The sequence below is a fragment of the Bradyrhizobium sp. MI1.7 genome (assembly GCF_055811795.1).
Genome location: NZ_JBVVPO010000041.1, coordinates 20,843 through 47,806, shown reverse-complemented (window position 1 = coordinate 47,806; position 26,964 = coordinate 20,843). Strand labels below are relative to the sequence as shown.

At 63.6% G+C, this 26,964-nt stretch carries 22 protein-coding genes; 9 read left to right on the top strand and 13 right to left on the bottom strand.

Annotated features, from left to right (window positions below):
• Nucleotides 1-48 precede the first annotated feature (48 nt).
• A complete protein-coding gene (locus AC0L3X_RS30265; RefSeq protein WP_063986043.1) occupies nucleotides 49-1,629 on the top strand; it encodes a winged helix-turn-helix domain-containing protein in 1,581 nt (526 codons plus the stop codon).
• 951 nt (nucleotides 1,630-2,580) lie between these two features.
• On the opposite strand, the gene lepA is transcribed toward AC0L3X_RS30265, so the two are convergent.
• The gene (lepA, locus tag AC0L3X_RS30260; protein ID WP_028148267.1) at nucleotides 2,581-4,392 is read right to left on the bottom strand and encodes a translation elongation factor 4; all 1,812 of its coding nucleotides are present in this window, start codon (nucleotides 4,390-4,392) and stop codon (nucleotides 2,581-2,583) included.
• A 126-nt stretch (nucleotides 4,393-4,518) separates the two neighbouring features.
• Between lepA and AC0L3X_RS30255 the strand changes: the two genes are divergently transcribed.
• Nucleotides 4,519-6,144, top strand: coding sequence for a glycosyltransferase family 39 protein (locus AC0L3X_RS30255; protein WP_063986044.1), 1,626 nt, complete (start codon nucleotides 4,519-4,521; stop codon nucleotides 6,142-6,144).
• A gap of 160 nt (nucleotides 6,145-6,304) precedes the next feature.
• On the opposite strand, the gene AC0L3X_RS30250 is transcribed toward AC0L3X_RS30255, so the two are convergent.
• The 5 genes from AC0L3X_RS30250 to AC0L3X_RS30230 form a co-directional block, all read right to left on the bottom strand.
• Nucleotides 6,305-6,631 (bottom strand): HPr family phosphocarrier protein, encoded by a 327-nt coding sequence (locus AC0L3X_RS30250; protein ID WP_063980739.1) that lies wholly within the window; start codon nucleotides 6,629-6,631, stop codon nucleotides 6,305-6,307.
• A complete protein-coding gene (locus AC0L3X_RS30245; RefSeq protein WP_007597752.1) occupies nucleotides 6,628-7,029 on the bottom strand; it encodes a PTS sugar transporter subunit IIA in 402 nt (133 codons plus the stop codon). Before AC0L3X_RS30245 ends, AC0L3X_RS30250 begins: the two co-directional genes overlap by 4 nt.
• A 133-nt stretch (nucleotides 7,030-7,162) precedes the next feature.
• Nucleotides 7,163-7,687 carry an HPr kinase/phosphorylase gene (locus AC0L3X_RS30240; protein WP_063980740.1) on the bottom strand — a complete coding sequence of 175 codons (525 nt, stop codon included), beginning with the start codon at nucleotides 7,685-7,687 and terminating at the stop codon, nucleotides 7,163-7,165.
• Nucleotides 7,684-9,486 carry a sensor histidine kinase gene (locus AC0L3X_RS30235; RefSeq protein ID WP_063980741.1) on the bottom strand — a complete coding sequence of 601 codons (1,803 nt, stop codon included), beginning with the start codon at nucleotides 9,484-9,486 and terminating at the stop codon, nucleotides 7,684-7,686. Before AC0L3X_RS30235 ends, AC0L3X_RS30240 begins: the two co-directional genes overlap by 4 nt.
• 117 nt (nucleotides 9,487-9,603) lie before the next feature.
• The gene (locus tag AC0L3X_RS30230; protein WP_038952081.1) at nucleotides 9,604-10,305 is read right to left on the bottom strand and encodes a response regulator transcription factor; all 702 of its coding nucleotides are present in this window, start codon (nucleotides 10,303-10,305) and stop codon (nucleotides 9,604-9,606) included.
• Nucleotides 10,306-10,546: 241 nt separating this feature from the next.
• Between AC0L3X_RS30230 and AC0L3X_RS30225 the strand changes: the two genes are divergently transcribed.
• The 3 genes from AC0L3X_RS30225 to AC0L3X_RS30215 all read left to right on the top strand — a co-directional run bounded on the left by AC0L3X_RS30225 (nucleotide 10,547) and on the right by AC0L3X_RS30215 (nucleotide 15,851).
• Nucleotides 10,547-11,281 (top strand): HugZ family pyridoxamine 5'-phosphate oxidase, encoded by a 735-nt coding sequence (locus AC0L3X_RS30225; protein ID WP_063980743.1) that lies wholly within the window; start codon nucleotides 10,547-10,549, stop codon nucleotides 11,279-11,281.
• Nucleotides 11,282-11,359: 78 nt separating this feature from the next.
• The gene (locus AC0L3X_RS30220) at nucleotides 11,360-13,951 is read left to right on the top strand and encodes a CHAT domain-containing tetratricopeptide repeat protein (protein WP_063980744.1); all 2,592 of its coding nucleotides are present in this window, start codon (nucleotides 11,360-11,362) and stop codon (nucleotides 13,949-13,951) included.
• A 283-nt stretch (nucleotides 13,952-14,234) separates the two neighbouring features.
• Nucleotides 14,235-15,851: a phosphoenolpyruvate carboxykinase gene (locus AC0L3X_RS30215; protein ID WP_063980745.1), complete on the top strand. Its 1,617-nt coding sequence runs from the start codon at nucleotides 14,235-14,237 to the stop codon at nucleotides 15,849-15,851.
• A gap of 218 nt (nucleotides 15,852-16,069) precedes the next feature.
• On the opposite strand, the gene AC0L3X_RS30210 is transcribed toward AC0L3X_RS30215, so the two are convergent.
• From AC0L3X_RS30210 to AC0L3X_RS30200, 3 genes are all read right to left on the bottom strand, one after another.
• On the bottom strand, nucleotides 16,070-16,885 hold the full coding sequence (locus AC0L3X_RS30210) for an acyl-CoA thioesterase (RefSeq protein ID WP_063980746.1): 816 nt from the start codon (nucleotides 16,883-16,885) through the stop codon (nucleotides 16,070-16,072).
• 4 nt (nucleotides 16,886-16,889) lie between these two features.
• Nucleotides 16,890-17,231, bottom strand: a complete 342-nt coding sequence (locus AC0L3X_RS30205; RefSeq protein ID WP_063986045.1) for a hypothetical protein — start codon at nucleotides 17,229-17,231, stop codon at nucleotides 16,890-16,892.
• Nucleotides 17,232-17,328: 97 nt separating this feature from the next.
• Complete coding sequence (locus AC0L3X_RS30200) at nucleotides 17,329-19,845, bottom strand: glycogen/starch/alpha-glucan phosphorylase (protein ID WP_063986046.1); 2,517 nt, start codon at nucleotides 19,843-19,845, stop codon at nucleotides 17,329-17,331.
• Nucleotides 19,846-20,050: 205 nt separating this feature from the next.
• Here AC0L3X_RS30200 and AC0L3X_RS30195 point away from each other — a divergent pair, with 205 nt between their 5' ends.
• A complete protein-coding gene (locus AC0L3X_RS30195) occupies nucleotides 20,051-20,284 on the top strand; it encodes a hypothetical protein (protein WP_063980747.1) in 234 nt (77 codons plus the stop codon).
• 42 nt (nucleotides 20,285-20,326) lie between these two features.
• Here AC0L3X_RS30195 and AC0L3X_RS30190 read toward each other — a convergent pair whose 3' ends face one another.
• From AC0L3X_RS30190 to AC0L3X_RS30180, 3 genes are all read right to left on the bottom strand, one after another.
• Nucleotides 20,327-20,893, bottom strand: a complete 567-nt coding sequence (locus AC0L3X_RS30190; RefSeq protein ID WP_063980748.1) for a PAN domain-containing protein — start codon at nucleotides 20,891-20,893, stop codon at nucleotides 20,327-20,329.
• Between the two features lie 112 nt (nucleotides 20,894-21,005).
• On the bottom strand, nucleotides 21,006-22,376 hold the full coding sequence (locus AC0L3X_RS30185; RefSeq protein WP_038933719.1) for a glutamate--cysteine ligase: 1,371 nt from the start codon (nucleotides 22,374-22,376) through the stop codon (nucleotides 21,006-21,008).
• A 101-nt stretch (nucleotides 22,377-22,477) separates the two neighbouring features.
• Nucleotides 22,478-22,972, bottom strand: coding sequence for a MarR family winged helix-turn-helix transcriptional regulator (locus AC0L3X_RS30180; protein WP_038960026.1), 495 nt, complete (start codon nucleotides 22,970-22,972; stop codon nucleotides 22,478-22,480).
• A gap of 127 nt (nucleotides 22,973-23,099) precedes the next feature.
• Here AC0L3X_RS30180 and gstA point away from each other — a divergent pair, with 127 nt between their 5' ends.
• From gstA to AC0L3X_RS30165, 3 genes are all read left to right on the top strand, one after another.
• Nucleotides 23,100-23,714 (top strand): glutathione transferase GstA, encoded by a 615-nt coding sequence (gene gstA / locus AC0L3X_RS30175; RefSeq protein ID WP_063980749.1) that lies wholly within the window; start codon nucleotides 23,100-23,102, stop codon nucleotides 23,712-23,714.
• 120 nt (nucleotides 23,715-23,834) lie between these two features.
• Nucleotides 23,835-24,179, top strand: coding sequence for a hypothetical protein (locus AC0L3X_RS30170; protein ID WP_207794619.1), 345 nt, complete (start codon nucleotides 23,835-23,837; stop codon nucleotides 24,177-24,179).
• 199 nt (nucleotides 24,180-24,378) lie between these two features.
• Complete coding sequence (locus AC0L3X_RS30165) at nucleotides 24,379-24,687, top strand: hypothetical protein (protein ID WP_063980751.1); 309 nt, start codon at nucleotides 24,379-24,381, stop codon at nucleotides 24,685-24,687.
• A gap of 450 nt (nucleotides 24,688-25,137) precedes the next feature.
• On the opposite strand, the gene AC0L3X_RS30160 is transcribed toward AC0L3X_RS30165, so the two are convergent.
• A partial coding sequence (locus AC0L3X_RS30160; protein WP_473317076.1) for an FAD-dependent oxidoreductase occupies nucleotides 25,138-26,964 on the bottom strand: 1,827 nt, incomplete at its 5' end.

Here is a 26,964-nt window from a genome sequence, read left to right as displayed (position 1 = left end):
TGAGCGCGTTTGGGAAGAAATGTGGTCTATCGGGCGGAGAAGACGGCGTTGCGCTATCTCTTCGAAGACTATGTATTGGACACGGACCAGCGCGAGCTGCGCTGCGGAGCCGAGCTGATTGCTACTGCGCCGCAAACGTTTGACTTGCTCCTTTATCTCATTCGCAACAGGGAGCGGGTTGTCAGCAAGGACGATCTCCTCGGTGCGGTCTGGAGTGGTCGCATCGTCTCAGATGCCGCGCTCACGACGCGCATGAATGCAGCTCGCAGCGCAATTGGCGACACGGGCGAGAAACAGCGCCTGATCAAGACGATGCCCCGCAAGGGTTTCCGCTTCGTTGGCGCGGTGCAGGAGGCGCAAAGGCCCACAACCGTCCCCCTTGGCCAAGTGGCGCAGAACGATGATACGGCGCAGAGGTCGCTTTCACCACCTCGCCTTTCCATCGTTGTGTTGCCCTTCGTCAATCTCAGCAGCGCCCCCGAGCAGGACTACTTTGTCGATGGTGTGACCGGGAGCCTCACCACGGATTTATCACGCATCAGTGGCTCATTTGTTATCGGCCAACACACCGCGTTCACCTACAAAGGCAAATCGGTCGATGTCAGGCAGATTGGTCGTGAGTTGAATGTTCGCTACGCGCTTGAAGGCTCGGTGCAGCGTTGCGATAATCGTCTCCGGGTGAATGTTCAATTGATCGACGCGACGACGGGCAATCATTTGTGGGCCGACCGCTTCGACAAGCCCTTCGCCGATCTGCTCGATATGCAGGACGAAATCGTAGCAAGGATTGCGCGGACCTTAGACAACCAGCTCATCGTGGCCGAGGCGCGTCGCGCGGCAAGAACGTTGAATCCCGATGCCATGGATCTCTATTTCCAGGGCCGCCATTCTTGCAATAGGGGGGTGACACTCGAGAATTTGACAGAAGCTCGCAATTCCTTTGAACGGGCTCTGGCGACTGATCCGCAAAATGTCGACGCCATGAGCTGGAGCGCGTTGGTCGAGACAGTGCTTGTCGCGGCGTTCTTGAAAGACAACGAGCCTCCGCATCTGGCAGCGGCAGAGACCATGGTGCTAAAGGCGCTCCGCCTTGCTCCGGACCATGCCTGGGCTCATTTCACCTTGGCAATGGTGCTCATCTATACGAACCGGACGGCCCAAGGCGTGGCTGAGTGCGAGCGAGCCTTGGCCCTGGATCGCAATCTGGCTGACGCTCACGAGATGATGGGTCAGGCCAAATTTTATATGGGTTGCGGTGCGGATACCGAGTTCCACGTCAACGAAGCACTGCGCCTTTCCCCTCGCGATATCTCCGCCTTCCGATGGATGAATACGGCGGGCTTTGCCAAGCTCCAGATCGCAGCAGACGCTGAAGCGGCCGCTTGGTGTGCCCGAGGAATCGAGGCCAACCGAAACTATCCGCTGCTGCATTTCGGGTACGCTGCAGCGCTCGCGCTTCTTGGGAGGCTGGACGAGGCGCAAGTGGCCGCCAAAACCGGACTTGCACTTGATCCAACATTTACGATCCGTCGCGTCAGAAACGTTCCAGTGCGCGGCGACGCGAATTTCGTTGCAGGAGCCAGGCGCTTGGTTAGGGGATTGTACATCGCCGGAGTACCGGAGGGGTGATGCCGGCGATCGGTCTATCGCGTTACTATGGCCGCGTGCCGCTCTCTTCCGGTTTACCCCTGTGAACGGAAATCGTCGGACTGCACCGCCATGTCTCACACGGGCCAGGAGGCGACGTTCCCTGCTGGCCTCATAAGACCCGATATGACAGAGAGGCCACCATCTGAGGGCGGCCTCTGCTGCGTGCGTGAATTGGTCAGTTCTTGTACCCCATACTGCTACAGACCGCGTATTGATAGTTGGGGTTTGCACCTTGCGCCCATAACCCTTGTTTGCATTCCACGTACGTCCTGGCCTTGGCTGGCGCAAACGCCCTTATATCCGGGTCAAGCACTTTGGCATGCGCACCCGAGTAAAATATCTCTGTCGATGGAGTGTTCGGCCTCGTAGTTTTCTTCACGGCGTTGGCGGGTGCATTCGACAAAATGGCGACAGCTAAGCCCACAAGGAACAGCGAGGAAAATCTCATAGTAATGTCCTCCACAACTCCACCTCGAAGTGGGCGACTATTCAAGAGAGCTACAAGCAGTGGTGGCGTCGATTAAACATAACAACCTTATTCCCGAAGGGCAATGGACGGAGTTGCTCCAATGTCGCCACGGGTCAAAAGCGGTCTTCGAGGAGCAGTGCTTGGCAGGTCGGTTTATGGGCCAGAAGCCGACGCAAGCCGTCATCGACGTGGCGCCAGGATATCGAATTCAGAGGTTGCCAATCGGTCGGCGGCCGAGATGGCGTGTCCTGATGGACGCCTGCTGCACACCCGCTGCCATGATGACATCATGCCCCTGTTTTGCCCGACTGGTCAAATCGATTTCGTAAAATCGAAAAAGCCCAATGCCGACAAGGGCCGGCTACTGTGCATGGGGTTGTTTTCGCGAATTTTGTTTGTCGGTCCCGATATCCGGGCCGGACCCCAATCTCGTCAGGTCCGGTGTGGCCCGAGCACTGGCCTCAGCTATCGACCTTCAGCGCGGCAATGAAGGCTTCCTGCGGGATGTCGACCTTGCCGAACTGCCGCATCTTCTTCTTGCCTTCCTTCTGCTTCTCCAGAAGTTTCCGCTTACGCGTGATGTCGCCGCCGTAGCACTTTGCGGTGACGTCCTTGCGCAGCGCGCGCACCGTCTCGCGCGCGATCACCTTGCCGCCGATCGCCGCCTGGATCGGGATCTGGAACATGTGCGGCGGGATCAGCTCCTTCATCTTCTCGACCATCGCGCGGCCGCGCCCCTCCGCGCGGGTGCGATGCACCAGCATCGACAGCGCGTCGACCGGCTCGTTGTTGACCAGGATCTGCATCTTGACGAGATCGGCCACCTTGTAGTCGGTCAGGTGATAGTCGAACGAGGCGTAGCCTTTCGAGACCGATTTCAGGCGGTCGTAGAAGTCGAACACGACTTCGTTGAGCGGCAGATCGTACTTCACCATGGCGCGGGAGCCGACATAGGTCAGCTCCTTCTGCGCGCCGCGGCGATCCTGGCACAGCTTCAACACGCTGCCGAGATATTCGTCGGGAGTGAGGATGGTGGCCTCGATCCAGGGCTCCTCGATATCGGCGATCTTGACCACGTCGGGCATGTCGACGGGATTGTGGATCGAGATCTCCTGGCCGTCGGTCAGGTGCATCTTGTAGATCACGCTTGGCGCGGTCGCGATCAGGTTGAGGTCGAACTCGCGCGACAGCCGCTCCTGGATGATCTCGAGGTGCAATAGCCCGAGGAAGCCGCAGCGGAAGCCGAAGCCCAGCGCAGCCGAGGTTTCCATCTCGTAGGAGAAGCTCGCGTCGTTGAGGCGCAACTTGCCCATCGCCCCGCGCAGCGTTTCGAAGTCATTGGCGTCGGCCGGGAACAAGCCGCAGAACACCACCGGGATCGCCGGCTTGAAGCCCGGCAGCATTTCGGTGACCGGCTTCCTGTCGTCGGTGATGGTGTCGCCGACGCGGGTGTCGGCGACTTCCTTGATCGCCGCGGTGATGAAGCCGATCTCGCCGGGGCCGAGCTCGTCGACCTGCTCCATCTTCGGGGTGAAGAAGCCGACGCGCTCGACGTCATACGCCGCGCCTGTGCCCATCATGCGGATGCGCTGGTTCTTCTTCATGACGCCGTCGACCACGCGGATCAGCACGACTACGCCGAGATAGACGTCGTACCAGCTGTCGACCAAGAGCGCCTTCAAGGTCGCCTCGCGGTCGCCCTTCGGCGGCGGCAGGCGGGTGACGATGGCTTCCAGCACGTCGGGGACGCCGAGGCCGGTCTTGGCCGAGATCATCACGGCGTCGGAGGCATCGATGCCGATGACGTCCTCGATCTGCTGCTTGATCTTCTCGGGTTCGGCCGCGGGAAGGTCGACCTTGTTCAGGACCGGGACGATCTCGTGATTGTTGTCGAGCGCCTGGTAGACGTTGGCGAGCGTCTGCGCTTCGACGCCCTGGCTGGCGTCGACCACCAGCAGGGAACCCTCGCAGGCCGCCAGCGACCGCGAGACTTCGTAGGCGAAGTCGACATGGCCGGGCGTGTCCATCAGGTTGAAGATGTAGTCCTTGCCGTCCTTGGCGTGGTAGGCGAGGCGGACCGTCTGCGCCTTGATGGTGATGCCGCGCTCGCGCTCGATGTCCATGGAATCGAGCACCTGCTCCTTGCCCGCCATTTCGCGGTCGGTGAGGCCGCCGGTCATCTGGATCAGGCGGTCGGCCAGCGTCGACTTGCCATGGTCGATATGGGCGACGATGGAGAAGTTGCGGATGTTGGAAATGGGGACGGTCGTCATGGGCGCGGGATACCACTCACATCCCCGTGCGGCAACCATATTGCTGTATTTTCAGGGCCTTTCTTCACGCCAAGCTGATTCCACGAGGGCCCAAAACGCGCTACGCAACGGCCCATGTCCAGGCTCATGTCCACGACCTCGATCCCCTCCGCCCGAACACGCGTAAAAGCCCGGGTGAGCTTTAACCGCTTCCGGGCCTGGCTGGTTGCCTGCGCGATCCGGCCCGAAGCGCGGCTCTGGCTGGTGATCCAGCTCGCCATCCTGCATGCCGTGATCTGGACCTTCATCCTGATCAATCTCAAGGCAGCGCAGGACGTTCACATGGACGTCGCAGAAGCCTATGGCTGGGGCCAGGAGTTCCTGTGGGGCTACGGCAAGCACCCGCCGCTGTCGGGCTGGGTCGCCGGCCTCTGGTTCAAGGTGTTCCCGGCGGCGGACTGGGCGACCTATGCGCTGGCGATGGCGACCGTCGGCGTCGGCATGGTGATCTGCTGGCTGCTGAGCTTGCGCGTCGTGGACGCGCGGCGTGCGTTCCTGGTCGTGGTGATGGTCGCGCTCTACCCGATCTTCAATTTCAAGGGTTTCAAGTACAACCCCGACCTGCTCCAACTCGTCACGCTGCCGCTGCTCGTGCTCGCCTATCTCAACGCCTTCGAGAAGCGGACCTGGCAGTCCGGTATCTGGTTCGGGCTCGCCGGCGCGCTGGCGCTGATGACCAAATACTGGGTGCTGACCATGATCGGCGCCATTGGCCTTGCCGCGCTGATCCATCCCGACCGGCTGCGATTCCTGCTGTCGCCGGCGCCGTGGGTGGCGATCGCGACAATGGTCGTGGCGATGATCCCGCACATCGTCTGGCTTGCCGGCGTGCATTTCGTGCCGCTGACCTATGCCGGCGATACCTACAGCCTCGATGACAGCCGCCAGGTCCATCAGCTCGTGGCGGGCTACGCCCTGCATAATCTGGCGCTGCTGGCGTTGCCGGTGGCGCTGGCCGCGCTCGCAATGGCGCTGGTGCCGCATTGGTTCACGTTGCTGTTGCGCGCACCGTTACGCATCGTCACGCGTGCCTGGGGGCGCGGCGCCAATCCCGGCGTCAATGTTGCGCAGGCGTTGAACGTCTGGATCATCCAGATCATCGTCGCGGTCGGCCCGCCGCTCGGCGCGCTGGCCTTCAGCATCTACATGAAGACCGATTGGGGCATCTCGCTGTTCTTCCTGGTACCCTTGGCGCTGGTCGCGATCCCGGCGCTGCGGGTGCAGAGCGCGGCCCTGTTCAACATCGCCGTGATCTGGCTCCTGCTCAGCGTCGCCACGCTCGCCGCCTCGCCCTGGATCGCCGCGCGCGAGATGGCCGCTAATGCCGGCAACACGGCGACCTACGGCGCGCGCTCGGAGCTAGCGCATGAATTGACGCAGGCCTGGCACACGCGTTTCGGCTCGCGCTGGGCGGTCGTTGCCGGCACCATGGAGTCGATCCAGCCGATGGTGTTCTACAGCCCCGACCATCCGGCCGCGTTGATGCCGCTCGAAGCCTGGGATTCCGGGCTGACATCGCGCGAGGATGCCAAGAAGTATGGTTTCATCGGCGTGTTCGATCCGACCGATGGCCGCCTCCCGGCGTTCGAGAAATGGGTCTCGGAGATCGCGCCGAACGCCGAGCGCATCGTGATGACGACGCGCCGCTTCACCCACGGCAAGGCCGGCCCGGCGATGAGCTGGAATATCTACATCGCCCCGCCGGCGAAGTGATTGCGGCGTTGTCGGTCCCGTAGGGTGGGCAAAGCGACTTGTCCGCCATAGCTCGAAGAGCGACGGCGGAAGCGTGCCCACCACTTCTGTGGCGATTGTCGCGAGATGGTGGGCACGGCGCTTCGCGCCTTTGCCCACCCTACGGCGCCGAGCGCGTGGCTCAGATCCCTTCCTCGTTGAACTTGCTTTCAACGAGCTCGGTAATCGCCGCAAGCGCAGCCTGGGCATCATCACCGGCGGCGGCGACCGTGATCGTCGTGCCCGGTCCTGCGGCCAGCATCATCAGGCCCATGATCGAGGTGCCGCCGACGGTCTCGCCGCCGCGCGTCACCCACACCTGCGCGTTGAAGCGCTCCACCGCCTGGACGAACTTCGCCGAGGCGCGGGCGTGCAGGCCGCGCTTGTTGATGATCAGGAGGTCTTTGGAAATGGCTCCCGCCGGCACGCCTGTCCCGGCCTGGTTTCCGAGCGGCGCGTCGTCGCTCATTTGCCGGCGAGCACGCGGCTGGCAATGGTGACGTATTTGCGACCCGCTTCCTGGGCCATCGCGATCGCGTCGGGCAACGGACGCTCCTCGCGCACCTTGGCAAGCTTCACCAGCATGGGAAGGTTGATGCCCGCGAGCACTTCGACCTTCGGCCGGCTCATGCAGGATATTGCAAGGTTCGACGGCGTGCCGCCGAACATGTCGGTGAGGATCGCGACGCCGTCGCCGGAATCGACGCGGTTGACCGCCTCGATGATGTCGCTTCGGCAGAGATCGGAATCATCTTCGGCACCGATCGTGATCGCTTCGATTTGCTTTTGTGGGCCCATGACATGCTCAAGCGCTGCCTTGAATTCGTCGGCAAGGCGCCCGTGGGTCACAAGTACTAGACCAATCATCGGAAAACTCCTCGCGGGCGCTTTTGGTGCACCGCACGAACGCGCCACTTTGACCATCCAGAGCCCCCGCGCAAGAGGGGATGTTGCGTATCTCCCTGAAACTAGACGGATGGATGAGGGGAGCTGCGCCGGTCTATTCGGTCGCGATAGTGGGGTTCATATGGTTACCATTTCCCTTCAAACAATCGCCTGAAGGGTTAACGGAAGATGAACTCTTGGTAGTGGTCAAGGCCGCAACAACCAAAGGGAGGGGCGAATAGTCGCGCCCGACGGGGATTCGCGGTATTTCGACACCGAAAATGCTTGTTTTCAGCGATTCCGCCGCAGGCAGCCGTTCTGCGTCGGCGGCGTCCAGATCGACCACGAGGCCGACGGTCGCATGCTCCACGAAGTCGCAGCGGCGGATTCCCAGTCCCCGAATCTCGATCAGGCCGGCCAGCAGCGGCGCGGGGCGGACTTCAATTTCGTCGCCGACTGTCGCCAGATGGACACGGTCATCGCCGACCAGAACGGCCCTTTCGACCACGCCAGCGCGTCCCGCCATGATCAAATCGAAGGCAAGGCGCGACTTGCCGGAGCCTGAGGGCCCGCGGATCAGCACCGCCAGAGTCCCGACCTTGACTGCGGAGGCGTGAACGCTGGGGCCACCGTCGCTCATAGCGCCGGCAGCCTCACCACGAACCGCGCGCCGACAACCGTAGGCGCTCCGTCCTCGTCCACAGGGCCCGGGCGGTTCTCGGCCCAGATGCGTCCGCCATGGGCATCGACGATCTGCTTGGAGATCGACAGGCCGAGGCCGGAGTTCTGGCCAAAGCCCTGGTGCGGACGGTCGGTGTAGAAGCGCTCGAAGATGCGCTCCAGCGCGTCGTCGCGGATGCCGGGACCGTCGTCGTCGACCACGATCTCGATCTCGGAGCGGACGCGGCGGCAGGTGAGGCGCACCTTGCTGCCGGGCTCGGAGAACGATTGCGCGTTGGAGAGCAGGTTGGAGACCACCTGCCCGAGCCGTGAATCGTGGCCCGTCACGGAGAACGCGTCGGTCGCGCCGCGGCCCTCGAAGCGCGTTTCGACCGCGACGTCATGGCCGAGCTTGGTTTCATTGGCGACGGACACGAGCGTCGTCAGCAGGCGGCGCAGGTCGACCCGGACCGCATCCTGGCGCTGCAATTCGGCGTCGAGGCGGCTGGCGTCGGAGATGTCGGAGATGAGGCGGTCGAGCCGCTTGACGTCATGCTCGATCACCTCGAGCAGGCGCGCGCGGCTGGTCTCGTTGCGCGCCAGCGGCAGCGTCTCGACCGCGGAGCGCAGCGAGGTCAGCGGGTTCTTCAGTTCATGCGCGACATCGGCGGCGAACATCTCGATCGCCTCGATGCGGCTGTAGAGCGCGCTGGTCATGTCGCGCAGCGCGCCGGACAGGTGACCGATCTCGTCGCGGCGCCGGGTGAAGTCGGGAATCTCGATGCGGGCCTTGATGCGGCGGCGGACGCGCTCGGCGCTGTCGGCGAGCCGGCGCACCGGACCTGCGATCGTGCTGGCGAGCAGCAGCGACAGCATGATCATGACCGCGGCAGCGACGCCGCCGACCTTCAGGATCGCCAGGCGCTCGGCGGTGACCATCTGGTCGATGTCGTCGCCCTGCGTCGACAGCATCAGGGCGCCGTGGATGGCGCGCGAGCGCAGCACGGGGACTGCGACCGAGACGATCACCTCGCCGCGCGAATTGACCCGCACCATCGAACGCTTCTGGCCCTGGAGCGCGTCGCTCACTTCCGAATAGCCATTGCCGTTCTCTCGCCCGAGCTCGCGATACAGCGGCAGGTCACCGCGGTTGATCCAGAGGCGCACCGAAGTCAGGCCGCGCTCGATCACGCCGGGCTTCTGCGATGGCGGCGGCAACGGGAAGATCAGCACGTTCTCGAGGTCGCGGCTGTCGAGCAGCACCGTCCCGTTGGGATCGAATATCCGCGCGCGGGTCTTGGTCGGCGAGATCAGTGTGCGCAGCACGGGGGCCACGCGCTCCGGGCTGATCGGGAAGTTCAGCGCCGAATAATCGTCGGATTCGCCGTAGCTGTCGCCGAGCTTCAGATCGAGCAGGCGGTCAGGATCGACCGTGATCGCGTTGGTCTGCACGGTCGCCGACGCTCCGATGGCACCGGCGATGATCTCGGCCTGCACCAGCAGGCTCTGCGCACGCGCGTCGATCAGGCCGGCGCGGAACTGCGAGAGATAGAGAATGCTCGCGACCAGCGCGACGAGGCCGGCGAGGTTGAGCGAGACGATGCGGCGGGTCAGGCTCGAGAAGGAGAGCGCGAAGAAATACTGACCGGCACGCGTCAGCCAGGAGAACGGTCGCCAACCTTGCGCGGCCGGCTTGTCGTCGGCGACGTGCTCCGGTACGCCGTCGGATGCGATATCCCCGGCATTCTGGTTCTCGTCAGGCTGCGTTCGGTCAAGCAATGCTTACGCCCGCGTTAGGACATCTCGTGCGAAGGGTCCCCGCATCCTAGAGCCATCCCGGTCCCGATGGAACGAGAACCGGCGATGCTCTCAGTCTTTCGTGAAGGCGCGTGAGCCTCAGGCTTCCTTGAAGCGGTAGCCGACGCCGTAGAGCGTCTCGATCATCTCGAACTCGTTGTCGGTCACCTTGAACTTCTTGCGCAGCCGCTTGATGTGGCTGTCGATGGTGCGGTCGTCGACATAGACCTGGTCGTCATAGGCGGCGTCCATCAGCGCGTTGCGGCTCTTCACCACGCCGGGCCGGGTTGCCAGCGCCTGGAGGATCAGGAATTCGGTGACGGTCAGCGTCACCGGCTCGTTCTTCCAGGTGCAGGTGTGCCGTTCGGGGTCCATGCGCAGCAGGCCGCGGTCGAGCGCCTTGGCATCGTTCTCCTTCGGCGCGACGGTCGGGTCCTTCGGTGCAGAGCGGCGCAGCACGGCCTTGACGCGCTCGACCAACAGGCGCTGCGAGAACGGTTTGCGGATGAAGTCGTCGGCGCCCATCTTGAGGCCGAACAGCTCGTCGATCTCTTCGTCCTTGGAGGTCAGGAAGATCACCGGCAGGTCGGATTTCTGCCGCAGCCGGCGCAGCGTTTCCATGCCGTCCATGCGCGGCATCTTGATGTCGAGGATGGCAAGATCGGGCTGGGTGGTGCGGAAGCCGTCGAGCGCGGAGGCGCCGTCGGTGTAAGTCATGATGCGATAGCCTTCGGCCTCCAGCGCGATCGAGACGGATGTGAGAATGTTGCGGTCGTCGTCGACCAAAGCGATTGTGGGCATGAGCCTCTGCTTTCTGCTTTCCGTTTGGGTCGTGGCTTGAAACGGCGAGCAATTCACTGATGCGCCGCATACACGGGTGCCGAAGTCGGCGGTCGAACCTTGTCACCGAGCAATGCAAGCTGGGCTGAAGTGTGACCAAGTTCCACGAAGCGCAGCAGATTCGCCGCGTTTCGACCCATAACCTGACCCCCGTTTACCCGAAAAAAGACCTCCCTTGCAACCACCTGACCCGAGAAAGCCGATGCACCCGACCCCCGACTTCGACCCTGGAAAGCTCGCCAAATCGCTGCTCAGGCGCTCGCGCCAGGGGGCGCTGGCAACGCTGATGGCCGGCAGCGGCGATCCCTATTGCTCCCTGGTCAATCTGGCGAGCCACCCCGACGGCTCGCCGATCCTGCTGATCTCGGGCCTGGCCGTGCACACCAGGAACATCCTGGCGGATCACCGGGTCTCCCTGATGCTGGACGAACGCGCGGCCGGCGATCCGCTGGAGGGTGCCCGAATCATGCTGTCCGGCCGGGCGGAACAGGCCGATGCCGACAAGGATCTGCTCCAGCGGCGGTATCTCAATGCCCATCCATCGGCCGAAGCGTTTGTTTCGTTTAAGGATTTCTCTTTCTTCAGAATTCGGCCCACGGGAACCCATCTGGTCGCCGGCTTCGGCCGCATCGTCGATCTCAAGCCCGAGCAGTTCCTGACGGACCTTACCGGTGCCGAGGATCTGCTGGCGGCGGAGGAGGGGGCGGTCGCGCACATGAATGCCGACCACCGCGACGCCATGGGTCTCTATGCAACAAAACTCCTCGGCGCGGCGGAGGGCGACTGGCGCTGCACCGGCTGCGACCCCGAAGGCCTCGACATGCAGGATGGCCAGACTGCGCTGCGGCTGGACTTCCCGGAGCGGGTGACTGACGGCACGGCGCTGCGCAAGATGCTGGTCCGCCTTGCTGGCAAAGCGCGCGCGAAGGTGGACTAGCGCGCAACAATTTGAACGCTGCCCCCCATCGCTGCGACCCAAGACCGTAATGGTTCGAAGTCGGCAGCGAGAGGGTTCATGACACGCCGTCGTTTGACGCTGGTTGCGGGTTTGGCGCTCGCGATCATCGCATCGCTTGCCACGCCCAGCTTTGCCCAGAAAGGTCTCGCCGCGGAGAGCGCGCGGATCAACGCACTCCGAAGCGCCGGCAAATATTCGGAGGCGCTGCCGCTGGCGCAGGCCATGGTGGCGTCTCTCGAGAAGACCACCAACAATCGTGATCTCGCGGGCGCGCTCAACAACCTCGCGCAGATCTACGCCGACCAGGGTCACGACGACCAGGCCGAGCCGCTCTACAAGCGCGCCATCGCACTGATGGAGAAGGGGACCGGTCTCGACAGCGTCGAGGTCGCGCCGGTGCTGAACAACCTCGCCGCGCTCTATCAGAGGCAGAGCCGCTTTGCGGAGGCCGAGCCGCTGTTCAAGCGTGCGCTCGCCGTGCGCGAGAAGGCGCTGTCGCGCGAGCATCCCGACGTCGGTCAGTCCCTCAACAATCTCGCCACATACTACGTCAAGCAGCAGCGTCAGGCCGAAGCCGAGCCGTTGTTTCAGCGCGCGCTCGCGATCTACCAGAAGGCCGGTGGCCCCGAGCATCCGGCGGTCGCGACGCTCCTGAACAATCTCGGCCAGCTCGATCGCGACCTCAACCGCGATGCGGATGCCGAGGCGCCGATCAGGCGCTCGCTCGCGATCCGCGAAAAAGTGCTGGGACCGGACCATCCCGACGTCGCGCGCTCGCTGAACAATCTCGCCGGTCTCTACGAGCACCAGCAGCGCTATGCCGATGCGGAGCCGCTCTATCGCCGTGCGCTGTCGATCCGCGAACGTGCGCTCGGTCCCGATCATCCGGACGTCACGACCTCGACCAGCAATCTCGCTTATTTCCTCTACGTCTCCGGCCGGAACGCCGACGCGCTGCCGCTCGCGGAAAAGACGCTTGCGACCAATCGCGCGCAGTTGCGCGTCGTGCTGCCGGTCCTGTTCGCCGCGCGACAGCAATATCTGCTGCCTGACGACAGGGCGCTGGACGAGGCGCTTGCCGCGATTCAGCGCGGCACGCAATCCTCCGCTGCCTCCGCCGTGAACAAGCTGGCCGTGCGCCTTGCTGCGGGCAGCGACAGGCTCGCTGAGCTCGTGCGCCGGGACCAGGATCTTGCGGCCGAGTCCGAGGCGCTCGACAAGGCGATCATCGCCGCGGTGTCGAAGCAGTCGGCCCAGCGCGACGTCGCGGCCGAGCAGCGCAGCCAGGTGCGGATCGCGGCGATAGCGAACGAGCGCACAGGCTTGCAGAAGACGCTCGCGGTCGAGTTTCCCGATTATGCGTCGCTCTCCAACCCCCTGCCGCTGGCGGTCAAGGATATCCAGCCCTTGCTGTCGCCCGACGAGGCGATGGTGCTCTACTCCGTCGTCGACAAGCAGAGCTATGTCGTCGCGATCACGCGCGAAGGCGTCGACTGGAAGGAGATTCCGCTCGGCGCGGACGCGCTGACGCAGAAGGTGACTGCCTTCCGCAAGGGGCTCGATGTCGGCAAGGCGCGTGATGCCTCCGGCAAATCAGGGTTGTTCGACCTCGGGCTCGCCAACGAGCTTTATGTCGCGCTGCTCGGCCCGGTCGAAGGGCTGACGAAGGACAAGCGCAACCTGCTGGTGGTGCCGTCGGCCGCGCTGACGGCGTTGCCGTTTCATCTGCTCGTCACGGAGACGCCGCAAGCTGCGATCCCGGACACGCTCGAAGGCTATCGCAGCGCCGCCTGGCTGTTGCGGCGTCAGGCGGTGTCGGTGCTGCCCTCGGTGGTCAGTCTGAAATCGTTGCGTGCCGTCGCGCGTCGGGAGCAGGGCGTGAAGCCGATGACCGGCTTTGGCGATCCCGTGTTCAATCCTGCGCTGGAAGGGCCGGCCGATCGTCGCGCTGCAAGCGGCAAGGTCGCCGCACGCAACATTGCAACAATTGCCTATAGCGATTTTTGGCGCGGGGCCGGCGTCGATCGCGCGCGGCTTGCGCAGGCGCTGCCGCAACTGCCGGATACCGCGGACGAGTTGAACGCGGTAGCAAAGGATGTCGGCGCGGCCGAGGCCGACATCCATCTCGGCCGCGATGCCAGCGAAACGACGCTGAAGCGTGCAGCGCTTGCTCAATACAGCATCATCTACTTTGCCACCCACGGTCTCGTGGCCGGCGATATCAAGGGATTGGGCGAGCCCTCGCTTGCACTCTCCATTCCCGATCGGCCGACGGAGCTGGATGACGGCTTGCTCACGGCAAGTGAAGTCGCTCAGCTCAAGCTTAACGCGGATTGGGTTGTGCTGTCGGCCTGCAACACCATCGCCGGCGACAAGCCCGGCGCCGAGGCCCTGTCGGGGCTGGCGCGCTCGTTCTTCTACGCGGGTGCACGTGCGCTGCTGGTCTCGCATTGGGCAGTGGATTCGGAAGCTGCCACCCGCTTGACCACGTCGACTTTCGAACTGCTCAAGAACGAACCAAAAATCGGCCGTGCCGAAGCTTTGCGCCGCGCGATGTTGACGTACGTTGATGACACCTCGTCACCGCGCAACGCCTATCCCGCGATGTGGGGGCCGTTCGCGCTCATCGGCGAAGGCGAGGTACGATAGGACGGTCCTGCGATTGTGCGTCGCAATAACCACAGGAAACGCGGAATTGCGCATTTGGTTGCGCGATCATTCGTATTTTTTTGATACGCTCGCTCAGAGCTGACATGCGCGGCATTTGGCGCGGTCCTTGAATAAACCAAATCCTGCGAGATCGGCTTGGCAACGCCAGCGTTCACCATTATTACGTCGTTCAACCGAGGCCGGACGGCCTATAATTCACGGTGACTGCGATGGCGCCAAAGCTTGGTCGCGCTGAGTGTCGCGGGTTCTAGGAGGATTTTTCGTGCAAGAGACGGGCGTGCGCAACGGTGCCTTCGGTGCCGACAAATTCGGCTTAAAGAATCTCAAACGGGTTCACTGGAACCTCGGCGCGCCGCAACTCTATCAATACTCACTTTCTGCGGGCGAGGCGGTGCTGTCGGCAGACGGTTCGCTTTGCGCCGACACCGGTGAGTTCACCGGTCGCAGCCCGAAGGACAAGTTCACGGTGCGTGACGCCACCACCGACAAGAAGATGTGGTGGGCCGGCAACCAGTCGATCACCGCAGAGCAGTTCGAGACGCTCTACCAGGATTTCCTCAAGCACGCCGAAGGCAAGAGCCTGTTCGCGCAGGACCTCTATGGCGGCGCCGATCCGGCCTACCGGATCAAGACCCGCGTCTTCACCGAGCTCGCCTGGCACTCGCTGTTCATCCGTACGCTGCTGATCCGCCCCGAGGCGGTCGAGCTGCCGAGCTTCACGCCGGAGCTCACCATCATCGACATGCCGAGCTTCCGCGCCGATCCGAAACGCCACGGCTGCAAGTCGGAGAATGTCGTCGCGATCGATTTCGCCCGCAAGATCGTCCTGATCGGCGGGTCTTATTATGCCGGCGAGATGAAGAAGTCGGTCTTCACCACGCTGAACTACTATCTGCCCGAGCGCGGCGTGATGCCGATGCACTGCTCGGCCAATGTCGGCGCTAATGGCGACACCGCGATCTTCTTCGGGCTATCAGGCACCGGCAAGACCACGCTGTCGGCCGATCCGAACCGCACGCTGATCGGCGACGACGAGCACGGCTGGGGCCCGAACGGCGTGTTCAACTTCGAAGGCGGCTGCTATGCCAAGTGCATCAAGCTGTCGCAGGAGGCCGAGCCTCAGATCTACGCCGCCTCGACGCGCTTCGGCGCGGTGCTCGAGAACTGCGTACTCGACGAGGACACCCGAATCGTCGATTTCGACGACGGTTCCAAGACCGAGAACACGCGCTCCGCGTACCCGCTCGACTTCATCCCGAACGCTTCGCGCACCGGCCGCGCGCCGCAGCCGAAGAACGTGGTGATGCTCGCCGCCGACGCCTTCGGCGTGCTGCCACCGATCGCAAAGCTCTCGCCGGCGCAGGCGATGTATCACTTCCTGTCCGGCTACACCGCCAAGGTCGCCGGTACCGAGCGCGGTCTCGGCAACGAGCCGCAGCCGGAATTCTCGACCTGCTTCGGCTCGCCCTTCCTGCCGCTCGACCCCAGCGTCTATGGCAACATGCTGCGCGACCTCATCGCCCAGCACAATGTCGATTGCTGGCTGGTCAACACCGGCTGGACCGGCGGCAAGTATGGCACCGGCTCGCGCATGCCGATCAAGGTGACGCGCGCGCTGCTCACCGCCGCGCTCGACGGCTCGCTTCGCAACGTCGAATTCCGCACCGACAAATATTTCGGCTTCGCGGTCCCGACCGCGCTGCCGGGCGTGCCGGCCGAGATCCTGAACCCGGTGAACACCTGGAAGGACAAGGACGAGTTCGACAAGACCGCCCGCGCGCTGGTCGGCATGTTCCAGAAGAACTTTGCCAAGTTCGAAGCCCAGGTCGACGCCGAAGTGCGCGCGGCCGCGCCGGACGTGAAGCTCGCGGCGGAGTAATCGCTCGCTCTGTCTTCAATGCAAAAGGGCGGCCGCGAGGCCGCCCTTTTTGTTTCTTCCTTCTCCCCTTGTGGGAGAAGGTGGCGCGAAGCGCCGGATGAGGGGTTGTATCCGCGCGTTCAACTGCAAGAGAAGCGCTCGCGGAGAGAGACCCCTCACCCGTCTCGTCGCTTCGCGACGAGCCACCCTCTCCCACAAGGGGAGAGGGGAAGAGCACCTCACGCCTTGAAATACGCGATCTGCGTCGTGGTCGCGAGCAGCCTGCCGTTCGGCGACCACAGCTCGGCGTTCTGATCGGCATAGCTCTTGTGCATGATCTTCGAATCGGCCGTCGCGAGCACGCGCGTGATGTCCTCGGCGGCGAGCTCCTCGCTGCCGGTGTGGAAATACGTCGTCAGCGACACCGTGCCGAACGGCACCAGCTCGCGCCTGGCGTGGAAGATGCGGCCGAAGAAGGCGTCCGACATCGACATCAGCGACAGCATGTCGAGCTTGCGCGGCGTGCGGTCGCCGATCCAGAGCTTGGAATAGGTGCCAGCGAGCTCGGTCCGCGGCGGGCCGATCCGCATCTCGCCCTCGACGAAGCGGAATTCATACTGGTTGGCCCAGGATGCCGATATCTTCGGGAATGGCAGCGTCGCCTCGAACGCCGTGGCATCGGGATATTGCGCCACCCTGTGCTCCCAGGACGGCCGGCGCTCGGCGAACACGGCGGTGGCGAGCGTAGCGACCTCGCCGCCGCCCTGCGACAGTTCGACGCTCCAGTGCTGGCTGGAGCGATTGGCCTTCACCAGCCGCACGTCCAGATCGAACGGCCCCTTGGCGATCGGCGCGCAGTAATTGACGGTCAGGGCCAGCGGATCGCCGGCGCGCTGCGGATGGTCGATCAGCGCACGCAGGATGGTCGCGGCCGTGGCGCCGCCGAACGGGCCGACAAACGCCCAGTAGTCGTCGCTGGTATGCCCCTGCCAGCTGGAGTCGCCGGCGCTGATGCGGGTGGCGTCGTCGAACGGGTGCGGGAGCTTGGCGTGCATGGGATTAGACCTCTACTGAGCTTCCGTCCCAACGACGAAACTCCATCGTCTCATCACCAGGGCCATATTGCTGCGAACTCAAAACATCGTCTGCCGGATCATCTGTGACCCAGGCATCCGCGACGGAGCCTCCTATGCGCTTCAGCGCAATGATACTCTTGCCGCTGATCAGATCGGCGACGAAGTCGCCGATGGCAGCTTCCTCGTCCTTGCCTGAAAGACTGGCAAGGATGCTGCCGTGCGTGTGCCAGGAGAATCCGTCGAACCCCAGCGTCCAGTCCCCGTCGGGACATATGACCAGCAATCGAAGCTGCCCATCCGGGCTCGTATACTCGCCGACAGGCACGATCGACTCCGGCCAGAAAAAGCTCAAGCCGTAATATGATGCCTATCCTGCCAAATCAATAACCTCGCAGGTAACGCCGATTTCACGTTGCGGAAAATCAGCCTGCCACGTCGCGCAGATCTGGCAGCAGCGGCGTGGTCGGATTGACCGGCACGTTCCAGATTTCCTCGGCATATTCGCGGATGGTGCGGTCCGAGGAGAACCAGGCCATGCGCGCGACATTGAGAATGGAGGCGCGCGTCCAGGCCGGCGCCACCTGCCAGCGTGCGTCGACGCTGCGCTGCGCTTCGTAATAGGAATCGAAATCGGCGCTGACCATGTAGTGGTCGAGATAGCGCAGCGCGTGCGCGATCGATTCGAAGCGGCCGGGATCGCCGGGCGAGAACTCGCCGGTGCCGATCGCATTGATGGCGCGCTGGAGCTTTGGCGAATTGCGGATCACGTCGGAGGCATCCAGCCCCTGCTTGCGGCGGATCATCACGTCGCCGGACTCCATGCCGAAGATCGCGATATTCTCCGCGCCGACATGGTCGCGGATCTCGATGTTGGCGCCGTCGAGCGTGCCGATGGTGAGCGCGCCGTTCAGCGACAGCTTCATGTTGCCGGTGCCGGAGGCCTCCATGCCGGCGGTCGAGATCTGCTCGGACAAATCGGCCGCGGGAATGATCACCTCCGCAAGGCTGACATTGTAGTCGGGCAGGAAGACGACCTTGAGCTTGCCGCCGATCGCGGGATCGTTGTTGACGACGTCCGCGACGTCGTTGACCAGCTTGATGATCAATTTTGCGTAGCGATAGCTCGCCGCCGCCTTGCCGGCGAAGATCTTCACCCGCGGCACCCAGTTGCCGTTGGGATCGTCCTTCATCGCCTGGTACAGCGCCACCGTCTCGATGATGTTGAGGAGCTGGCGCTTGTATTCGTGAATGCGCTTGATCTGCACGTCGAACAGCGCGGTCGGATCGACCTTGATGCCGAGCCGCTCGCCGATCAGGCGCGCCAGCGCGGTCTTGTTGTGAAGCTTGACGCTGCGGAATTTCTTCTGGAATTCGACGTCGCTGGCGCGGGCTTCGATCAGGCTGAGCTGGGTTGGATCGTCGAGCACGACTTCGCCACAGGTCTCGCGCAGCAGGTCGGTCAGCTTCGGATTCGCCAACATCAGCCAGCGGCGGAAGGTGATGCCGTTCGTCTTGTTGGTGATGCGGCCGGGATAGAGATGGTTGAGATCGTGGAACACGGTCTCGCGCATCAGGTCCGAATGCATCGCCGAAACGCCGTTGATGCGGTGCGAGCCGACGAAGGCGAGCTGGCCCATGCGCACGCGGCGTCCGCTCCTCTCGTCGATCAGCGAAACCGAGGCCCGGAAATCGATGTCGCCGGGCGCGCGCGCTTCGGCCAGCGCGAGATGCTGCACGTTGATGCGGTAGATGATCTCGAGATGGCGCGGCAACAGCTGCTCGAACAGTTCGACCGGCCAGGTCTCCAGCGCCTCGGGCAACAGCGTGTGGTTGGTGTAGGACAGCGTCGCGACCGTGATCTTCCAGGCCTCGTCCCAGCGGAAATTGTGCAGGTCGACCAGGATGCGCATCAGCTCGGTGACGGCGAGGCTCGGATGCGTGTCGTTGAGCTGGACCGCGACCTTCATTGCGAGGCTGCGAAGCTGGCCGTCGGAGGTCAGGTGGCGATTGACCAGGTCCTGAAGCGAAGCGGAGACGAAGAAATACTCCTGGCGCAGCCGCAGCTCGCGTCCCGCCGGGCTCTCGTCGTTCGGATAGAGGAATTTGCAGATGGCTTCCGCGCGCGACTGCTCGGCGCTGGCGCTGACATAGTCGCCCTTGTTGAAGGCGTCGAGCTTCAACGGATCGGGCGAGCGTGCCGACCACAGGCGGAGCGCGTTGACGTGCTGGCCGCGCCAGCCGACGATCGGCGTGTCATAGGCGATCGCCTGCACGGTCTCGGCCGGATGCCAGATCGCGCGGTCGCGGCCCTTGTCGTCGACATGCTCGACGCCACCGCCGAAATGGACGTGATAGATCACCTCGGGCCGCTGCAATTCCCAGGGATTGCCGAAGCTCAGCCATTCGTCCGGATATTCCTGCTGCCAGCCCTGATTGATGATCTGGCGGAACAGGCCGTAATCGTAGCGGATGCCGTAGCCGATCGCGGGGATCGAGAGCGTGGCCATGCTCTCCATGAAGCAGGCGGCGAGCCGCCCCAGGCCGCCATTGCCGAGCGCGGCATCCGGCTCGCATTTGCGGAGCTCAGGCAGCGACACGCCGAGATCGCCGAGCGCGACCTCGAAGATCTTGAGCAGCCCCATGTTGTTCAGCGCGTCGGTGAAGAGACGGCCGATCAGGAATTCGAGCGAGAGATAATAGACGCGCTTGCGTCCCGCATCGTAGCTGTGCTTCTCGGCCGTGAGCCAGCGATGCACGATGCGGTCGCGCAGCGCGAGCGCTGCGGCCTGGTACCAGTCGTGCTTGGTGGCCATGCCCGCATCCTTGCCGATGGCAAGGCGCAGCTTCGCCAGGATCGCGCCCTTGACGTCAGCCAGCGCGAGCTCGTCGATGGGCTGGCCGGAGGCCGGAAAACTTGGCTGGAACGATTGATCTTGCAAGGCCGTCACTTCCTGGTCGCGAGAACACCACTAACTCTACGCGTCTTGCCCCTGCACCGGAACCATCCCTGGCGCGGCCGTGCACTGCGCTGGCGTAAATTTATGCAAGGAACGGGCCGATTTGGGAACCCGGAAGCGTACGGAGAGATGCGGATTCGGTGCTAGATTGAGGGCAGATTCAGCCATCAGTGTGGAGGAAACGTCCATGAGACTGCTGATCGAAATCGCCGCCGCGGCCTTCCTCGTCGTCTGCATCACCGCCTCCAGCGCCGCCTTTGCCGCCGGCAAGACGAGTCGCAGTGCCGACGGCATGAGCTGCGGCTTCAGCGTTCCGGAAAATGCGTCTCCCGCGGTGCGCTGCGCCGCCATCAAGCGCCAATGCGGTGGCAAGTTCTACGCGAATGCGTGCGGGGACAGGCTGGTGTCGGCAGCGAATTGAGGAGCGGGTCGCTGGATTCGCCGCGCGTGAAGGTGCTGCGCGCTATCTGACTACGCCCGACGTGAAGCCCGCCTTGCGGCGCGGCGGCTTGATTTCCTTTTTCAGGAAGCAGCGCGCTTCACGCCCGGTGTAGCCGGGACGGGCATAGGTGAAGGCGCGGCACTTGTTGTCGGCGATGCAGGCGGCCTTGCAGGCCTCTTCGCCTTCGCCGTCCTTGATCTCGAAATTGCGCAAGTCGCCGCCGGGGCGGTCGATCGACGTTTCAACGCCTTCGATCCGCGGCTCGATCACGCCGGCGCCACGCACACCGGAGATGCAGCAGCTGCCCGGGACACGCGGCGGCACCGTGTTCTTGAGCCAGCACACTGCCGAGCCGCCTTCGACGTCGGGATAGTTGAAGCTCCAGGAGCGGCAGCGGCGGTCACGCTCACACTGCAGCGCGCAATCCTCGGGGTCACCTGACGTCACCGGCGAGCTGAAATAGTCGCCGCCGGGCCGGTCGAACGCCGTCTGGGCGCGCGCAGGCGCGCTCGCAAACACGAGCGCAAGCAACGTGGCGCAGGCCACGACGCTTGCCATGACGGCCCCACGCAGGCGGCCCTTCCCCATTGGAACAGCTTTCGAGTTATTGACGGCGCTCAGGTTTTTTCAGCCGGTCATTTGATCGCCGCAAACCTGTATGGGCGATGAACGGCTCAGGTCCTGGTCGTCGGCCTCTGGCCTAGAACGCGTATTCCGCGTAGGCCGGTTCCACGGAGCCGTTCCAGGCGCCGTTGAACTTCTCCAGCATCTCCTCGGCCGGGGTCCGGCCGGAATCGATGATGCGATCGAGCGGCTCCAGATGCCGGGTTTCGTCGCGGCCGAGCTGGTCGATCCGGCCGCGGCGGCGCAGGCCGGCATGGGCCAGAACGAGGCATTCCTTGGCGATCTCGAACAGATAGCGGTCCTTGATCCGCGCCTTGAAGCCGAACCGCGGCACGTCGTCGCGCAGGGCCTGGCGCTCATGCGCGGTCCAGTGCTTCACGAGGTCCCAGGCGGCATCGAGCGACACATCGTCGTAGAGCAGCCCGGCCCAGAAAGCCGACAGCGCCGGCAGGCGGCCCCACGGGCCACCATCGGAGCCGCGCATCTCGAGATAGCGCTTGAGGCGCACCTCCGGGAAGATCGTCGAAAGATGATTGGCCCAGTCCGACAGCGTCGGGCGTTCACCGGGCAGATTGTTGTTGCGGCCGTCGAAGAAGGCGCGGAACGAGGAGCCCGAGACGTCGATGTAATCCTCGTCGCGCTTGACGAAATACATGGGCACGTCGAGCGCGTAGTCGACATAGCGCTCGAAACCCATGCCGTCCTCGAATGCCCACGGCATCATGCCCGAACGCGCATTGTCGGTGTCGCGCCAGATCTCGGAGCGGAACGACAGGAAGCCGTTCGGCTTGCCCTCGGTGAACGGCGAATTGGCAAACAGCGCGGTCGCGACCGGCTGCAGCGCGAGCGAGACGCGCAGCTTCTTGACCATGTCGGCTTCGGAGGAGAAGTCGAGATTGGTCTGCACCGTGCAGGTCCGGTACATCATGTCGAGGCCGTATTGGCCGACCTTCGGCATGTAATTGGTCATGATCTTGTAGCGGCCCTTGGGCATCACCGGGATGTCGGCGCGCGACCAGGACGGCGTCATGCCGAGCCCGAGGAAGCCGATGCCGAGCGGGGTCGCGATCTCGCGCACCTGCGCCAGATGCGCCATCAGCTCGCTCTGGGTCTGATGCACGTTCTCGACCGGCGCGCCGGAGAGCTCGAACTGTCCGCCGGGCTCGAGCGAGATGGCGCCGCCGCCGGTGACGTCGTAGAGGCCGATGATGTTGCCCTTCTCCATGATCGGCTCCCAGCCGAGCAGGAGCTTCATGCCTTCGAGCAGCGCGCCGATGCCCCGCGCACCCTCGTAAGGCACCGGACGGTGGCCTTCGAGCGTGAACGGCGTCTTCTCGTGCTCGGTGCCCATGCGGAATTCGGACGGGTCCTTGCAGCCGGCCTCGAACCACGCGACGAGCTCGTCGCGCGACTGCAGCGGCGTCATATCGATCTGGTCTCGCGCCATATCAAACTCTAATCAAAAAGGGCGCTTCGATCGAAGGCGCGCGGGTGACGGGGTGGTCCGCGAACCCAGGGGGTGCACGGACGAGCTGGTGTGCCGCACGATCATCGCGACGGCGTGGTTTCGTTGACGTGGATGGGCGGCAGTTTCATCTCGCCGCACGAGCAGCCGAGACGGTCGAGCAGACCGCTGAGCTTGACGGCATCCGCATCGGACAGTTTCGAGCCGACATACTTTTCGATCGCGGCCGAATAGGCGCCCCACATCCGCTTCTGCAACTCGCGGCCGGCTTCCGTGATCTCCACGAACTGGCCGCGCTTGTCGATCTTGCATTCGCGCCGGGAGGCGAGCCCCTCGTCGACCAGGCGATCGATCAGGCGCGAAGTGGAGTATTGCGGGATCAGCATTTGCCGCTCGAGTTCCACCGGCCGCAGCTCTCCCGAGGGCGCTCGCGACAATTCGAGCAGCGCGTCGTACCAGGCCAGCGGCGGGAACCCCGCCTTCTTCAAGTCCTGCTCGACGCAATCGAGCACGCGGCTCTGCACCCGCATCAGGCGGATCCAGGCCGAAGTTGCCTCGGTCGATGGTTTGCGTTTCATGGTCCCGCTCAAGCTCGTCGTCCCGTCTCTTACCTCACTCAATGCACCTGCATCAATCTTGACTATTGGATGCAAATGCATGTAGGCGTTCCTTCGCCCCAACCAAGCGTCAAGAGAAAGAAATTCCATGAAACTCTATTACTCGCCCGGCGCCTGCTCCCTGTCCCCCCACATCGCGCTCCTGGAAGCCGGCCTGCCCTATGAGCTGGTCAAGGTCGATATCCGGGCCAAGAAGCTCGAAAATGGTGAGGATTATCTGAAGCTGAACCCGAAGGGCCAGGTCCCTGCGCTGGGCCTCGACAGCGGCGAGATCGTGACCGAAGGCCCGGTCATTGTCCAGATGATCGCCGACCAGGCTTCGGCCAAGGCGCTGGCGCCAGCTCACGGCAGCTCCGAGCGCTACAAGCTGCTCGAATGGCTGAACTTCCTCACCTCGGAGGTGCACAAGAGCTTCGGACCGCTGTTCGCGCCGGCGCTGAACGACGAGGCCAAGGCCTTCTTCAGGGATCGCGTCATGGGCAAGCTGACATACATCGACAGCCAGCTCGCCGGCCGCGACTACCTCATGGGAAAGCAGTTCACGGTGGCCGACGGCTATCTCTTCACGATGCTGACCTGGGGCGATCGGATGGAGTTCGACCTCTCGGCCATGCCGAACCTGACCGCCTACAAGGCTCGCGTTGCGGCGCGGCCGCAGGTCCAAGAGGCGCTGAAGAAGGAAGGCCTTGCGCAGGCGAAGTAAGCGCATCGCAAGATGCAACAATCGAAAGGCCGGATCGACGATCCGGCCTTTTTCTTTGTGAACCATTCGATCGGCGGCCACGTCGAAATCGCGGAGCACCTCCATGGGACAGCCGCCGCCATGAACATGATCGTCCTTATGACCGCCGCGGGCGCGCCGCTCGCGATGCTTGGCTTGTCGACGCCGGACCTGCCGCAGCGCAATTGCATCTTCATGATCCATCCGCAGGTCACCTCGGCCGTGTTCGAGAGCAAGGAAGGAAAAATCGTCTTTCCCGATCGGCCGACCGAATATCCGTGCAGCTATGCCAGGAAGAAGGGCGGAACGGACATCGCCTTCACCAACCAGAATGGCTGGCGCTTCGAGGTTCGCATTGGCCGCGGCGATGAAGGCAGCTGGAGAGCGAGTCTTGCCGACGATGCGGTCTCGGGCCGGGCGTTCTCGCCGCTCGGAGACCGCAAATAAAACGGGCCGGATCGTCGATCCGGCCCGTTTTATTTGCCCTGGGGCGGGCTGGGCGCGAACCCATCTCGCCGGATCATCGTACCTATCATTAGACTTATGAACTACTGTTCGCCGAATGTAAGTAGTGCTGTCTTGTCAGTACCCGTAAAGCGCGCGAGCTTGGCGGAATTGTTAGAGGATTATTTCATCGGAGCCGAACTTGACGATTGCCTTGGTCCTGATCGTCGCAAGTGCATTGGTGGGAATAGCGACAGGTTATGTTTTCAGGATCTGGGCGCTGATATTGATTGCGCCGGCGATCGCAGTTTTCTCGGCAATCATTCTTCGCGCTTACGGATTCGGCATGATGGCGGGTGTGACCGTCATCGCCATCTGTCTTGCCGTCTGCCAGCTCGCCTACTTCGCGGCGGCCTACCTGCTGCACGCGCGGGCGGTCTCAGCCCATGACGAAGTCGACGGCGAGCCAGGCGAGGGAAGCCAGCATAAAATCCGCCGCCAGCACAAGTAACGCCAAAGCGGCCCAAAGCATCGGCCCCTTGCGGCGCAGGCGCGCCGGCTTCTGTTGCGGCGAGAGGCGGCCAGTTGTGGGTCCAACAGCATATTTCGCGGTGAGATCGCGACCGAGCGCGGTCTTCCGCAGCACCAAAGAGTTCATCAAGGATACTTTCTTATTTTGTCTTCAACCTGCCGATGGCTCGGCAAGTGTCCCAACCGGATTCGGAACCCTGACCCGGAGCAAGACTAGTGCCAGGGCCGAGCAAAAGAACGGCGCCGCTTCGACACGCCTATGACAATTGCGCGACACCACGGCAGCGGGGGACTCTGACACGGGTCCTACGCGAATTCTGTGATTGGTTCCACAAGCCGGGAACAAATCTGACGCAACCGTGATGACGTCTCCCCAAACAAAAAGGCCGGATCGACGATCCGGCCTTTCTTCTCAAATGATCTTGGGTGGTCAGGCTGCAGCCTTCTTCGGCGCGAATCGGCCGTAGAAGGTTTCTCCCTTCGCGGCCATCTCCTCGAGAAGCTTCGGCGGGGTGAAGCGCGAGCCGTACTTCGCCTCCAGCGTGTGGCAGAGCTCGACAAATTTCTTCGTGCCCATGAAGTCGATGTAGGACAGCGTGCCGCCGGTGAACGGCGCGAAGCCGAAGCCGAGGATCGAGCCGACATCCGCCTCGCGCGGGTCGGTGATGACGTGGTCCTCGACCGTGCGCGCGGCTTCCACCGCCTGCACCACCAGGAAGCGCTGCTTCAGCTCCTCGATGTCGAGCGTGTCGGGATCGAGCTGCTTCGGCTGCAGCGCCGAGAGGCCCGGCCACAGGCTCTTCTGGCCCTTGCCCTTCTCGGGGTAGTCGTAGAAGCCCTTGCTGTTCTTGCGGCCGAGACGGCCCTGCTTCTCGACCATCTCCACCATCAGCTTCTTCTGATCGGGGTTGATGGCGTTCGGGCCGAGATCGGCTTCCGTCGCCTTCATGATCTTGAGCCCGAGGTCGAGTGCGACTTCGTCCGAGAGCGAGAGCGGACCGACCGGCATGCCGGCCATCTTGGCGCAGTTCTCGATCATCGCCGGCGGCACGCCTTCGAGGAACATCTCGTTGCCTTCGGCGACGTAGCGGCCGACGCAGCGATTGGCGAAGAAGCCGCGGCTGTCGTTGACGACGATCGGCGTCTTGCCGATCTGCCGGACGTAATCGAGCGCGGTCGCGAGCGCGAGGTCGCCGGTGTTCTTGCCCTTGATGATCTCGACCAGCATCATCTTCTCGACCGGCGAGAAGAAGTGGATGCCGACGAATTTGCCCTGGTCCTTGAAGCCCTCGGCCAGCGAGGTGATCGGCAGCGTCGAGGTGTTCGACGCGAAGATCACGTCCGGCTTCATATGCTCCTGCGCCTTCGCGAAGGTATCAGCCTTGACCTTGCGATCCTCGAACACGGCCTCGATGACGAGGTCGACGTCCTTGAGTGCAGCATAATCGGCAGTCGGCGTAATGCGCGCGAGCAGCGCGTCGGCGTCACCGGGCTTGGCGCGGCCCTTCTTGATCTGCTCCTCGATCACCTTCTGAGCATGCGCCTTGCCCTTGTCGGCACTCTCCTGGTCGCGGTCGATCAGGACGACGTCGAGACCGGCGCGGGCCGAGACGTAGCCGACGCTCGCACCCATGAAGCCGGCGCCGATCACCGCGATCTTCTTCACCTTGGTCGGGGCTACGTCCTTCGGGCGGCGCGCGCCCTTGTTCAGCTCCTGCATCGACAGGAACAGGCTGCGGATCATCGCGGCTGCTTCCTTCGAACGCAGCACCGAGGTGAAGTAGCGCGACTCGACGCGCAGCGCGGCGTCGATCGGCAACTGCAGGCCTTCATAGACGCAGCTCATGATCGCGCGCGCGGCCGGATAATTGTCGTAGGTCTCCCGGCGATAGATCGCGTTGCCAGCCGGGAACATCATCATGCCGGCCTTGGAGAACACCGGACCGCCCGGCAGCTTGAAGCCCTTCTCGTCCCAGGGCGCGACCGCCTTGCCGCCACCCTTGATCCAGTCCTTCGCCGCCTTGACGAGGTCGCCTGCGGGAACGATGGCGTGAATCAGATTAAGCGCCTTGGCCTTCTCGACCGTGACCGGATCGCCCTTGAGCAGGATCGTCATCGCGTCCTGCGGCGGCACCAGGCGCGGCAAGCCCAGCGGGCCCCCGGCGCCCGGGGGCCGGGCCCCCATGACAGCGGGGAGGCCGACGCCCGGGGGGGGGTTTTTCGCCGCCGCCCGGGAGTGGCAGGACAGCGTGAGGAA